Below are 12,750 nucleotides of genomic sequence, written 5' to 3'. Positions count from 1 at the left end.
TTGTACGCGACAAATTGATGGCCTTTAAGCTGTGTCCGAAAAAAATGCAGGGCAGAACACCGATCCCGACCGCGAGGCAAGTGAGCTACGCGCGGTTGAATACGTACGTATGTCCACGGAACACCAGCGCTATTCCACCGAAAATCAGTCCGACATGATACGAAAATTTGCGGCGCAGCGCGGTTATACGATTGTCCGGACCTATACCGATTCCGGGCGCAGCGGCCTGAATATCGAAGGCCGTTCGGGGCTGCGCCAGCTGATCTCGGACATTGAAAGCGGTAACGCCGGGTTTTCTGTCGTGCTGGTTTATGACGTGAGCCGCTGGGGCCGGTTTCAGGATGCGGATGAGAGCGCCTTCTATGAATACCGCTGCCGCCGCGCGGGCGTGCGGGTGGAATATTGCGCGGAACAATTCGACAATGACGGCAGCATCGGCTCGGATGTGCAAAAGGTTGTAAAGCGCCGCATGGCGGCGGAATACAGCCGCGAACTCTCGGTCAAGGTCTTTGCGGGGCAATGCCGCCTGATTGAAATGGGCTACCGCCAGGGCGGCATGGCCGGGTTCGGATTGCGGCGCGAATTAAGGGACGAACAAGGCCGTCCCAAGGGATTGCTCGGCCGGGGCGAACACAAAAGCCTTCAGACTGACCGGGTGGTTCTGGTTCCGGGACCATCCGAGGAAGTGGCCATCGTGCGATGGATATACCGCCGCTTCGTGGAGGACCGGAAAGACGAAGCCACAATCGCGGAAGAACTCAATCAACGCGGCGTCCTAACGGATCTTGACCGTCCCTGGACAAAAGGCACGGTCCATCAAATTCTCATCAATGAAAAATATATCGGCAACAATGTCTGGAACCAGGTTTCCTTCAAGCTGAAACAAAAACGCGTCGTCAACGATCAGGCGATGTGGGTGCGTTCTGATGGCGCATTTCAGGGGATTGTGGAGCACGAAATCTTTGATGCGGCGCGCGCCTTGATCGAGGCCAGGTCCCATCATCTTTCCAATGACGAGATGCTGGACTTGCTGCGCGGTCTCTATAAACGCACGGGCCTGCTTTCAGGCCTGATCATTGACGAGGCGGACAACTGTCCATCCAGCAGAGCCTATCAGCATCGGTTTGGCGGGCTTTTGAAAGCCTACAAACTGGTCGGCTTTACGCCGGATCGCGACTATCACTATATCGAGATTAATCGCACACTGCGAAGGCTTCACCCCGATATCGTCGCGCAAACGATATCCGGACTAGAGGATGCGGGCGGCTATGTAGAGCGCGACCCGCTCAGCGAAATTCTGACGATAAACCGCGAATTCACCGCGTCGTTGGCAATCGTCCGGTCTCTTCAAACATCTTCCGGTTCCTTGCGCTGGAAGGTCCGGCTTGACCGGGGCTTATTGCCCGATCTGACAGTCGCCGTGCGTATGGACCGCGAAAACCGACAGGCGCGCGATTACCTGCTTCTTCCTAGCCTTGATATGGACAAGCACGTCCTGCGCCTTGCCGAAAACAACGCGATCTGGTTCGACGCCTACCGTTTCGATTCACTGGTTCCGCTCTTTGAAATGGCGGAACGCATTTCCATTTCGGAGGCCGCGTGATGCCGGAAGAACCGCCTCACATCGAACTCATCCCCGTGGACCGCGTTACGGTTCTGAACCCGCGCGTCCGGAACAAAAAGAACTTTCAAGAGATTGTTGCCAGCATCGCTGAAGTAGGATTGAAGCGCCCCATCACTGTGACCAGACGAAGGAATGGCGGTGATGACGAATACGATCTGGTTTGCGGTCAGGGCCGCCTGGAGGCGTTCCAACAATTGGGGCAATCCGAGATTCCAGCAATTGTGATAGATGCCGATCCACACGATTGTATGGTCAAGAGCCTCGTCGAGAATTGTGCGCGCCGGCAACATCAGCCGATCGATCTTGTCTACGACATCGGCGGCATGAAAAAACGTGGATATACAGACCGTGAGATTGCCAACAAGACGGGCCTGTCGATTGATTATGTCCGCGGCATAGCAAAGCTCTTGCTTCAGGACGAACAGCGCCTCCTTCGCGCTGTCGAAGCTGGCCACATACCCGTCAGTGTTGCCGTTCAAATCGCCGATACCGATGATGACGGCGTTCAGGATGCCTTGCAGGAAGCCTATGAAAAGAACGTTCTTCGGGGACGCAAGCTGCTTGTTGCCAAGCGTTTGATTGAAAGCCGGAACCGCAGGGGCAAGGGCCTCAGTCCCTCGACAAAAACAAAGAAACAGCTATCGACGGACGCTCTTGTCAAAGCTTATCAGGAAGATACAGACCGCAAGCGAATGCTGATCCGGAAGGCCGATGCCACCCGCAACCGTCTGATCTTCATCACGCATGCCATGCGCGAACTCTTTTACGACGATTCCTTCGCGCAAGTTCTGCAGACCGAGAGTCTTGATACCGTTCCAAAAAAGCTGGCTGCGCGCATGGACCGGCAGGAGTTGATGCGGTGAACGACAAGCCGGCCCAACCTGTGAAGCTTGCCTTCGAGCCGGAGTTCAAGACAATTCCCCTTGCGGATATCACCCCGCTGCGGATCGTTTCAAAGCATATCAAAGACTCAGTAAAATACGGACAGATCAGATCCTCGATTCAGCATTCAGGTCTGGCCGAGCCGCCTGTCGTGGCGCGGGATCACAGCGAAAAGGGAAAGTATCTTCTGCTGGACGGGCATATCCGCCTGGCTATCTTGCAGGAAATGGAGATCGGTGAAGTTAACTGCCTGATCGCCACCGACGATGAAGCCTACACCTATAACAAGCGTATCAGCCGCCTTGCCATCGTTCAGGAACATCAAATGATCCTCAGGGCCATCGAGCGAGGTGTGCCGCAAGAAACCATTGCCAGGGTCCTGAACGTCAATATCTCCAGCATCCGCTCGAAAAGCCGTCTCCTTGTCGGGATTTGTCCGGAAGTCGTGGACCTACTCAAAGACAAACATGTACCGATGAACACGTTCACCGAACTGCGCAAGATGAAGCCTTTGCGCCAGATCGAGGCGGCGCAGCTCATGGTCACCATGAATAAATATTCGATCACCTACGCCCGCTCATTGGTGAGCGCGACACCATCGGCACAGCTCGTGGAAACTGCCAAATCGAAAAAGAATGGCGGGCTCTCGGATGAACAAATTGCTCTAATGGAGCAGGAGTCGGCCAATCTGGACCGCGAAGTACGGCTGATCGAAGAAACTTACGGGAAAGACCACCTCGATCTCGTAATCGCTGTCGGATATTTGCGGCGATTGTTGGAAAACGCCCGTGTCGTCCGTTACCTTGCCCAGCACTACCCCGAACTACTGACGGAGTTCCAGAATATTACCGAAAGCTCGCAATCAAGCGCTTGAGCGCTCCAATCCGATTAATCAACCTACGGTGTTAACGTTGCTACCTATGCGTGGTACCCTTTGATTGCTCGAGAAATCGGCTGGGAGAGGGTCATGCCAACAATTAGAATTGCCACGTTTAATTGCGAAAATTTGTTTGCTCGCTACAATTTCCGAGAAAACGCTTCCGCTGGAAATGGCTTCACAATCAACGACCTCGCATTCGACATCTTGAGTACTCGTGCAAAGCGAATTACCGCAAGCGCGATTAAAGCAACAGATGCGGATATTATTTGCCTGCAAGAAGTCGAAAGTTTGCCTGTACTCGACAGATTTAACTCTGAATTCCTGGGAACAAGTAGCAATAAACGCTATAACTATCGCACTCTGTTCGACGGGAACGATCCCCGTGCAATTGATGTAGCATTCCTATCGCGCATTCCCGTTAAGTCCATGCGCAGTTCGCGCGACATCAGAAGTAGCAACGGTCGCTCAAAACTGTTTTCTCGTGATTGCCTTCGTGTAGATTTTGAAATTGGGGGAGAAATTCTGTCTCTTTACGGCAATCACTTCAAGTCGATGATGGGGGGACGCAAAGGGACTCGGGACCGCCGTCTAGAGCAAGCCGAAGGGGTGCACCAGATCATTCACGATGATTATGGGGCTGAGCTTGACGGAAATGTCGTCGTGCTGGGTGATCTGAACGACTATCGTGAAGCAGATCAGGAAACAACGACTGCTCTCGGGGCATTGCTTGATAACAACACTCTTGTAGATCCGATGCTGCGGTTGGATCCTGAAGACCAATGGACACACTACTGGTCACGTAAAGGTCACTACCGACAACTGGATTACGTGTTCTTGTCTAGAAAACTCGACGATGCTTCCGGAAATCCGGTCCCGGAACGCGAGTTGCGCGGCATGCCTTGGCGCGCTGACCGCGTCAATGAAGACAGGTTCGACGATGTCGGGCAAGACAACCCTAAAGCCTCTGATCACGCACCCGTAACCGTCGAAATCAACGTAGGCGCACCTATGGTATAGGTAAAACTACCCTTTCCAATTCACCGTTCGATCCGACGACGAATGAAGGTCAGGTATCGCCTGCCATATCGTCCAAATTATTTGAACGTTTGCCATCCGGATTTGTCCGGAGATGCGGTTTTGCGTTCCTTCGATGCACAGAGTGTGCATTCGAAATGTCACCCCTGTCCGCCATCTCCATGGCCTTCTCGACAGATGTAAACCTGGTGTTTCCTTCAAGACGAACGTGCGTGATATCCCCTTCGGCATCTGCACGTGCATCTACAACTTTGCGCGGTGGCATTGCATTTCTCCATGCACTTGTTGCTATTTTGTTCTTAACATATTTCAGACTTTCGAGCAACAGGATCAGATTAAGTATAGGAGATCGGTTCGAAATTTTTGCTTAATTGAGCGCCCCAAGGTCAACTCACTAGATTGCTCCTGATCGCTATTAGATGAAGAAGTAAAACAGGTTCGGTTGGTCTTGTGGCCAGCGCATGATCTGGAGCGAACACATATGCGATCGAGTTGGAGCTATCCGAAATCTGGATCAAACCATACATAATATCTATTCTAATACATTACGAAACTTGGGTTTATTAATAAAGTGCTGTTTAAAATACTAAATTTGTATTTTCTGTCGGGATGCTTCGAATACAATGCACATTAAGTTTCTGATTTTTGACGACCCCGCTGTATTCGCCTGTATGGAAATTCTGTGACCAAGCGAAAATATTACTATACTCCGAAGACGCCCAATATTGAGAACCGGCCCTCACTATTAATCCACTTACATGTTTTTTGATTGCAAATAATCGTCCGAGCTCCTCCTTCGCAGGTAAATACCAATCATCATGCCCATTGGATACTAGCTCCTCACAATATTTTGCGGCTGAGTGTTGAAAAATACCGTTTGATAGCTTTTTGGTATTCGAATCACCTTCTAACTCGCTTTCAGCACCGGAAAATGTATTCAGGTTAGGAGTGGTATTTTGCCATGGCATTTGAGAAGGTGCGCCCAAAGTCGTAGAAAAGATCTTAGATTTACGATCAGGTGAAACTCCCACATAAATTGTTCCATCTCTGCAAACATCACCAGGATCATTACAGAGAATTTGAGCTTCAGAGTTCGACAGTACTGATCCGGAAAAAATACTTGATAGAGAAACCGCTCCAAAAAACGCTAATGTTTGCCAATTTTTTCCTATCACGCAAATATCCTATACGTTGGTATATTTACCAATAACTTACTATTTTAAGAATAACAAGAAAAATTTTCTGTTTCAGCCTAGTGGAAGATTGATAGCGCCTCAATCATTTGCAAACAAAGTTCAAAAACATTTTACAATTTGAAGTGATTTAATCATTGCACTACAGTGGTTGAATTGACGCTACGTTAGGAAATTTTTGCCTCAGCGATTAGGAGCTGGCATGACAAAAAATAGAATTACAGAAAAACTGCAGCAATACATCTTTCCTTTTGCACTCACAGTGGCAGGTATTGGCGCAGGTTACTTGACTAGCAATTATTATTACGAAAAGAATTTTTCCGTAGAAAAGGAATCTGAAATAAAAAAGGCTTACGAAAAGGGGCTGCAAAATGGCCTTCTTGATGCTGAGACTACTTTTAACAACACTTTAAACGAACGCTTAGCGAAGAAGTATTCAATTGAACTTCAAAATGCTAGAAAGGTGGGTGAAGCAGATGGGTTTAAAAAAGGTAAAGACGAAGGCTACAGACAAGGTCGCGAAATTGGTTTTAGTGAAGGAGAGAAATCGGGCGGCGAAAAAGTAAAAAAGGTTGCCTATGATCAAGGCTTCAAAGACGGCTCAACTGAAGGTCAGAAGCTAGGCTATGAAACCGGAAAAAAAGAGGGGCAGGCAATCGGATATAAAGAGGGTTACGATTTAGCCACTCAAGAAAACACCCAATTCCAAAATGCTGAAAAGAATTGGAGAAATTATGAATTAGCAATTCTTTCCGTAGCTGAATACGCAGACCGCCTCGAAAAAGACAGGAATAATCAAGAATTGAGAGAGTCTTTTCTATCTAGGGTGCGGAGCTTAGTAATTAGTGCTAAGCAACTTCAAACTAGCTATGCGCAACAGAGTTTGTCTTTTAACTCTACTATGGATGATCTAGAAGACGCCTTAGATTCGCAAAATTTTCCAAATATGCGTTCGTATTCACGAACGCTACGTGAAAGCGCTCCTGTAAAAAAGGACCTTTTCTTACAATCGAAAAAACAAATTATTGAGTCATTTGAGAACTTGGAAAAGACCTTTTAAGTCCGCAACTCCAAAAGTATCCAACAAGTTATCATTGATGATACTTCTCATGAGTGTGAGTATTTCCTAATACATCTATACGTATTGAACATACGTTTGAAGACACGAATTTATTCGTACAAATACTTCAAAAACTGTTCAGGTACGTCTTCCCTATTTTGTAACCCAAAGGAGCCAAGAAGACCAATTTTCCAACGCCCAATAGGATGCTTTTCGAGGCTGCGCAGGTTGTCACGCACCATGACGATTCCCGTCGAGAAATGGCCGTTCTCTCGATACGTGCTCGACCCGGTGTACGAACCGGCCATTACGCGAACGATGTGCGTTTCACCGTCACCGCTGGGCTGGCGTACAAGAGGCTTAAGAATACTGAACTGCGGCAGTTTTGTGTTGTCGTCCTTGGTCAACAAAAACGCTTTGCCTTCAACGCCTAATATATACCCTTCCAAGTGCTGTTCCCGCCATCCGAAACTTGTACGGAAATGCATGCGTTCGGCATAATGCAGGCTTCCGTCCGTCTTTGATGTAACAAGGGCTGCACTGACCAATATCTTCCCCGGCGCGCTCAGGGATGGTCGATAGACGCGGTAAACGCCCGGCAAGCTGTTGTGGTCACCTTCGGGCCTTATTGCCGGTTTGAGAAACTCGACAAGAGAGAAGTAGAGACTTCCCGGCACACTTGCCAGATTTTCGGCAAGTGTATCACTTCCCCAATAGCCCCGCTCAAACAAAAAAACGCACATGCGCGCGAAGGTGTCTGGCCTGAACTTCCGGAAAAACTTGTCCGTGAGTTTTGGGTTTTCACGCACAAAATCATGTGCTGCCAGTGATAGTGGCCTACCGTGCAACCCATCAGGGAATGCGTGGTCAATGTCCCGAAAGTAATTGAACCACGTAGAGCGCGACGGCGCTCTTGCGCCGTGAACGCCGCGATTTTGCGCTTCAGCTTCTGCGATAGCTTCCCAAAGATCGCTCAGAAAAATTCCGTCGCTGCGATGCTGGTGCACCGTTAGCAGCAACGTCATCAAATTTCGTTTGTTGAAATCTAGTTGCACCAATCTGGACCCCGCTGGATCATTTGGACAACTCTTAGATTGAGTTGCTGCAAAATTGCAATTTTTAACAGAACTCATTTTCCGAAAAATCGAACATGGTTCCAAAAGCTCAATCGAGGAAGGAACACATGTTCGGAAACAACCAGCAACCCGGCGGTCAGCACGGCGGGCCGGGTGACGATCTGAAGGGCGGTTTTGCGAGCGTTGCGGCGCTCATGCTCGCCATGATCTTCGCCCCGACATTGAGCGAACTCACATTGCCCTTCGTGGTCGGGATCGCCCGGAGGTCCTATCCACCCGACATCGTTTCGCTCTTTGAGACGGCGTGGATGGTCCTCGCATTTCCGCTGACATTTTTCGCCGCGCGGGCAGGCATTGCCTACGCACTCACGGCGGCGGGCGTCTATCTCGCCTACCGCTTCATTTGAACATGCCCCTACACCTGAAAGGAGGTGATTTTAGTGCCCAGGCAAATTCGTGAAAAAATTGGGGAGGTTCACCGTGTCCGCACGGTCAAGACCTTCGGCGACAAGGTGAAAGAGGTTGCCCAGATCGCTGGCGGAATAGTGGTGATCATAGTGATCATCGGCATCATCGTTGGCTGATCCCTGAAAGCAGGCGGGGCGGCATGTCCGCCCCGACCTATCTCGTGATCCAGAACCGAAAGTACCTCAATGTCCTTTGCCCATGACCATCCGCATGGCTCGGCGCGGTTTGCGTCTAGACTGGAAGTGCGCCTCGCTTTCCGGAGAAAAGGCGGTTTGCCGATAGGTTTCTATCATGGCCGGATGCTGACCCATTCCGGGCATGCCGGAGCGTTACTGTTTGGTGGCGCGGGCTGCGGCAAGTTTACAACCATTCTTTCCCACATCATGGCTGCACGTGGCCGAAAAGGTGAACCTGCACGTTACGCGATCCTCGACCCCAAAGGCGAGATGGCTGCCGTTATCGGCCCCGGCCTCGTCCAGAGCGGTGCGCATGTCTACTTCGTCAATCCTTATGGCCTGCACGGCATCTTAAGCCACACTCTGGCGCTTTACAGTCATCTGGTTCCAGGTTCACGAACGCTCGTGGCGGACTCCCGGCGTTCGGCCAGAACCTTGCTGCCGGAAAGTGGCGGCAGCGAAGCCCGGTTCTTCGAACAAAAGGCGCAGAACTGGTTAGATGCCATTATACGCGGCCTGGTTCATGCCGATGGCGGTATTTCTCCGCTCAGCCTGTTCGAGCATGTAGGCATGATGCGCGCCGCGCCGGAAGCCTGGGCGGAGATGTCCGAACACATGGCGGCACTTGGCGAGCCTGACCTTGCCATCACCTATGCGGAGATGCGGGAGATGGCAGCGGAAAGCCGCCGCACTTATGACTCGGTGATGGCCGAGATCACAAACGCGCTCGCCTTCATGACCGATCCGGCTTTGCAGAACACCTTCACCGGAACGGCGGAGGCGGATTTCACGTTGGATGTTCTCACCGAAGAGTCTGACCGTCCGGTTTTTGTTTTCCTGATGATGCCAGCGGAATTGGTTGCCCAAAACGCTGTCGTCATCCGGCAATTCTTTTCCACCCTGCGCACGCTCAAGCAGCGCAAGCCGCAGGCTCCAACCGTAAATCTCGTCATCGATGAGGCAGCGCAGCTTGGCCGCTTCCCCGAAATCGCAGAATTCTATGCGATTGGCCGGGGCTTCGGGCTATCGCCACTTTGCGTCTATCAGGATATCGGCCAGCCCAAGGCCAATCTCGGCCCCACAGGCGCGATGACACTCTCGGCCAGTTCAGACATCGAGATTTACCTCGGCGGCGGGATTTCCGATCTGGAAACCGCCCAGCATCTAAGCCGCAAGTTCGGCAATCAAACGCTTAGCCTGAACGATCCGCTGACCAATGCGCGGGCAGAGCGGGCACGGCGGGAAGCCATGCATGCAGCGTTCTTCGGCGGCGCAGACCCGGTAAAGACCGGGTTGGCTTTGCGCGCCATGGACACCGAGATGAGCCATACGCGCAAGATGGCGCGCGCTTTGATGAGCCCCGATGAAATCCTGTCCATGCCGGCGAACAAGGCGCTGGTCTGGGCTTCGGGTTATGGCATCCGCCCGTTCTTTGCAGACAAGGTGCCGTACTTCACGATCCGACATTACGCGGGACGCTTCTTTCCGAACCCGTATTTCGACCGCGACATGGACCATATCCGCGTGCGCACGCACTTCGGATACCGGACGCGGCGCGTCATCCGCGAGGCCGTTCCGGCCCGCTACCGCGATTTTCCGCAATACCGCCATGGCGAATGGCAATTCATCGAGGGCTGTCGCCCGAAAGACCTAATCAGGAAGGAGAAGTGAAATGAGCGATCAAAAGAACCGCCCCGTCGAAATCCTGCGCGATGGCGGCTTGAAAGCTGCGATCTGGGAGAACGAGCGCGAGGACAAGACAATGCATAACGTCCAGTTCCGCAAGAGCTACCGGGATCAGGACGGCCAGTACCGCGACACGGATAGTTTCACCAGCAATGACCTGCTGCGCCTCTCCAGGCTTGCGGAGCAGTCCTACGACCGGATCAAGGCAATCCGGGAAGCTGCCCGCGAGCAGGAACCCAAAGAGCGTCCCCGTGCTCGGGACCGGGATAGGGATAGTGACCGCGAAAGATGAGCAAGAAACCTTTTGAGCGCGCTGCCGCCAAAGATGCTGCTTGGCGGCGTGAGGGCTTGCCTGACCCGGCGGCGCTCAACGAGCGCGGCATCCGCACCAAAGAGAGCCTCGACTGGCTGGAAGCCCGGCACCCGAAACCGCCATCGCCAGAGCTTGATATCGACAATCCGGCCTTGCACGACGAGGCCATCCAGGTCGCGCGACAGGCCCATCAGGACCAGATCAACGCCCTGCGCCGCGACTTCCACGAGCGCCCGCAAAAAGCCCGGCAGGATTTTGGAACCGCACGGGACTATCAGAAAAAAGACCGGGAACGATAGTCTTTTTGCAACTTATAATTGCATTATGGTAAACTCAAAATAAGAGGGCAAGAAAAGTATCCACAACTATTTCTTGCATAAAACACGAAGAAAGTAGCATTGTATGTCTCGTCGGCAGCCAAATAAAGGTTGCCGGATGGAGTTTCGCGCGATGAGCGAAATTCAATCCCGGCAACACCTTCGCGAACTGGTCAGGTTTATGGCCCGGTGCGCTGCCGATAATGATTTCAAAAATTCTTTGGCATGCGAAAATCGCGATAAAGAACCAACCAAGAGGAACACAGAATAGGACAGTTATGACCCGTATCGCCATTTATGCCCGTTATTCCACTGATCTACAAAGCCAGGCATCCATCGAGGACCAGATCAGGCTTTGCAGCGAACGGGCGCGTGCGGACGGAGGACAAATTGTCCAGAGCTACACCGATCATGCTTTGTCTGGTGCGTCTCTCATGCGGCCCGGCATTCAGATTTTAATGCAGGATGCCGCCGCCGGGAAATTCGATCATGTCTATGCCGAAGCGCTTGACCGTCTAAGCCGTGATCAGGAAGACGTAGCCGCTGTGTTTAAGCGCCTGACTTTCGCGGGCATCAAAATCATCACCCTGGCAGAGGGAGAAGTCACGGAGTTGCATATCGGCCTGAAAGGCACCATGAATGCGATCTTCCTGAAAGACCTCGCGGCCAAAACGCATCGCGGTTTGCGCGGCCGCGTTGAGAATGGGTTTTCAGGTGGCGGAAAGTGTTTTGGCTATGATGTCGTTGGCGGCGAAGAACGCGGTCAGCGCACAATCAATGAGCAACAGGCATCGGTCGTTCGCCGCATTTTTGATGAATATGCGGCGGGCAAATCACCGAAAGCGATAGCAGCACAGCTCAATAAAGAAGGCATCGCCGGACCGAGCGGCAAGGGCTGGGGTCAAAGCACGATCAACGGTAACCGCCAGCGAGGCACGGGTATCCTCAACAACGAACTCTACGCCGGGAGACTTGTGTGGAACCGTCTGCGCTATCTCAAGGACCCGAGCACCGGAAAACGTGTCTCCAAACTCAACCCTGAAAGTGAATGGATTACACAGGACATCCCGGAGTTGACCATTATTGATGCGCCACTTTGGCAAAAGGTGAAGGATCGGCAGGGAGCACTGAACACGCTCAACAAGCCGTTCTGGGCAAAGCAGCGGCCACGCAATCTATTCTCGGGACTGGTTAAGTGCGGTTGCTGTGGCGGCGGATATTCGATGATTTCGCAAACCCATATGGGTTGCTCTAATGCGCGCAACAAAGGCACTTGCGATAATCGAAAGTCGATTCATCGCGAAAGGCTTGAATCTGACGTCTTGATGGCGCTGGAAACGCATCTGATGGATGCCGAACTCTGCGCGTTATTTTGCGAAGAATACACCCGGCATATGAATAAGCTGCGCCAAGCGCACAATGCTGCGATGGATCATCACCATCAAGAATTGGAGAAAGTCAAAAGGCAGCTTGCCCAGATGGTTGACGCAATTGCGAATGGCGCACCAGTTGCACCCATCAAAGACAAGATGCATTCGCTTGAAGCAAGGCGTTTGGAACTGGAAGCCCTGCTGGAGGATTTCGAAGAGGCTCCACCGCTCCTTCATCCCCAGATGGCAAAACGGTACCATGCTCAAGTTCGGGATTTGATCGCCATGATGAATGTTGCCGAGCATCGCGCGGAAGCGGCAGACATCGTTCGATCATTGATCGAAAAGATCGTACTGACACCAGATGAAAGCGAAAACCGTCTGGTGGCCGATCTCTTCGGTAACCTTGCAGGCATTCTTGCAATGTCCGCAGAAAAACACTCCCATGCGGGAGTGAACAACGCTGCGATTGAGGCGCATAAAGCCGCTCTAGATCAAGAGTTGCCCGAGGAAACGGGTAATGCTGCACCTTCGCAGGATAAGTTGGTTGCGGGAGCAGGATTTGAACCTGCGACCTTCAGGTTATGAGCCTGACGAGCTACCGGGCTGCTCCATCCCGCGTTGTTTTTTTGTTTGTCCTTGGCGCGCTGCGCGTTTGGTCCAAGTGGGT

General features: G+C 51.9%; 14 protein-coding genes, 1 tRNA gene and 1 pseudogene. 11 read left to right on the top strand and 5 right to left on the bottom strand.

The genetic code is table 11. From position 1 onward, the window contains the following. The first annotated feature begins 31 nt into the window (after window positions 1-31). From J7447_RS25345 to J7447_RS25330, 4 genes are all read left to right on the top strand, one after another. Window positions 32-1,603 (top strand): recombinase family protein, encoded by a 1,572-nt coding sequence (locus J7447_RS25345; RefSeq protein ID WP_353653818.1) that lies wholly within the window; start codon window positions 32-34, stop codon window positions 1,601-1,603. After that, the gene (locus J7447_RS25340) at window positions 1,603-2,487 is read left to right on the top strand and encodes a plasmid partitioning protein RepB C-terminal domain-containing protein (RefSeq protein WP_209171346.1); all 885 of its coding nucleotides are present in this window, start codon (window positions 1,603-1,605) and stop codon (window positions 2,485-2,487) included. The genes J7447_RS25345 and J7447_RS25340 overlap by 1 nt, the downstream gene beginning before the upstream one ends. Continuing rightward, window positions 2,484-3,380, top strand: a complete 897-nt coding sequence (locus J7447_RS25335) for a plasmid partitioning protein RepB C-terminal domain-containing protein (protein ID WP_209171345.1) — start codon at window positions 2,484-2,486, stop codon at window positions 3,378-3,380. Before J7447_RS25340 ends, J7447_RS25335 begins: the two co-directional genes overlap by 4 nt. A gap of 93 nt (window positions 3,381-3,473) precedes the next feature. Then, window positions 3,474-4,403, top strand: a complete 930-nt coding sequence (locus tag J7447_RS25330) for an endonuclease/exonuclease/phosphatase family protein (protein WP_209171344.1) — start codon at window positions 3,474-3,476, stop codon at window positions 4,401-4,403. Between the two features lie 49 nt (window positions 4,404-4,452). Here J7447_RS25330 and J7447_RS31575 read toward each other — a convergent pair whose 3' ends face one another. Beyond that, window positions 4,453-4,686 (bottom strand): DUF3892 domain-containing protein, encoded by a 234-nt coding sequence (locus J7447_RS31575; RefSeq protein ID WP_209171343.1) that lies wholly within the window; start codon window positions 4,684-4,686, stop codon window positions 4,453-4,455. Between the two features lie 313 nt (window positions 4,687-4,999). After that, entirely contained in the window at window positions 5,000-5,596 is a 597-nt protein-coding gene (locus J7447_RS25320; RefSeq protein ID WP_209171342.1) for a DUF1566 domain-containing protein, read from the bottom strand. 220 nt (window positions 5,597-5,816) lie between these two features. Between J7447_RS25320 and J7447_RS25315 the strand changes: the two genes are divergently transcribed. Next, on the top strand, window positions 5,817-6,674 hold the full coding sequence (locus J7447_RS25315; RefSeq protein WP_209171341.1) for a hypothetical protein: 858 nt from the start codon (window positions 5,817-5,819) through the stop codon (window positions 6,672-6,674). A 110-nt stretch (window positions 6,675-6,784) separates the two neighbouring features. On the opposite strand, the gene J7447_RS25310 is transcribed toward J7447_RS25315, so the two are convergent. Further along, window positions 6,785-7,732, bottom strand: coding sequence for a hypothetical protein (locus J7447_RS25310; protein ID WP_209171340.1), 948 nt, complete (start codon window positions 7,730-7,732; stop codon window positions 6,785-6,787). A 125-nt stretch (window positions 7,733-7,857) separates the two neighbouring features. Here J7447_RS25310 and J7447_RS25305 point away from each other — a divergent pair, with 125 nt between their 5' ends. The 6 genes and pseudogenes from J7447_RS25305 to J7447_RS31415 all read left to right on the top strand — a co-directional run. Next, the gene (locus J7447_RS25305; RefSeq protein ID WP_209171339.1) at window positions 7,858-8,157 is read left to right on the top strand and encodes a hypothetical protein; all 300 of its coding nucleotides are present in this window, start codon (window positions 7,858-7,860) and stop codon (window positions 8,155-8,157) included. A 33-nt stretch (window positions 8,158-8,190) separates the two neighbouring features. Then, entirely contained in the window at window positions 8,191-8,334 is a 144-nt protein-coding gene (locus J7447_RS25300; protein WP_209171338.1) for a hypothetical protein, read from the top strand. Between the two features lie 69 nt (window positions 8,335-8,403). Next, window positions 8,404-10,065: a type IV secretory system conjugative DNA transfer family protein gene (locus J7447_RS25295; RefSeq protein ID WP_209171337.1), complete on the top strand. Its 1,662-nt coding sequence runs from the start codon at window positions 8,404-8,406 to the stop codon at window positions 10,063-10,065. 1 nt (window position 10,066) lies between these two features. Beyond that, window positions 10,067-10,372, top strand: a complete 306-nt coding sequence (locus J7447_RS25290) for a hypothetical protein (protein ID WP_209171336.1) — start codon at window positions 10,067-10,069, stop codon at window positions 10,370-10,372. After that, on the top strand, window positions 10,369-10,692 hold the full coding sequence (locus tag J7447_RS25285) for a hypothetical protein (RefSeq protein ID WP_209171335.1): 324 nt from the start codon (window positions 10,369-10,371) through the stop codon (window positions 10,690-10,692). The genes J7447_RS25290 and J7447_RS25285 overlap by 4 nt, the downstream gene beginning before the upstream one ends. A gap of 221 nt (window positions 10,693-10,913) precedes the next feature. After that, window positions 10,914-12,032 (top strand): annotated as a pseudogene (locus J7447_RS31415) (recombinase family protein); the annotation flags it as partial. A 45-nt stretch (window positions 12,033-12,077) separates the two neighbouring features. Here J7447_RS31415 and J7447_RS31410 read toward each other — a convergent pair. Beyond that, window positions 12,078-12,386, bottom strand: a complete 309-nt coding sequence (locus J7447_RS31410) for a hypothetical protein (protein ID WP_286189594.1) — start codon at window positions 12,384-12,386, stop codon at window positions 12,078-12,080. Between the two features lie 238 nt (window positions 12,387-12,624). Continuing rightward, a tRNA-Met gene (locus tag J7447_RS25275) sits at window positions 12,625-12,701 on the bottom strand. Between the last annotated feature and the right edge of the window lie 49 nt (window positions 12,702-12,750).

This window comes from Labrenzia sp. R5_0, assembly GCF_017743835.1.
Taxonomy (GTDB): Bacteria; Pseudomonadota; Alphaproteobacteria; order Rhizobiales; family Stappiaceae; genus Roseibium; species Roseibium algicola.
The sequence above is the reverse complement of the archived record's forward strand: the minus strand, read 5'-3'. Positions and strand labels throughout refer to the sequence as shown.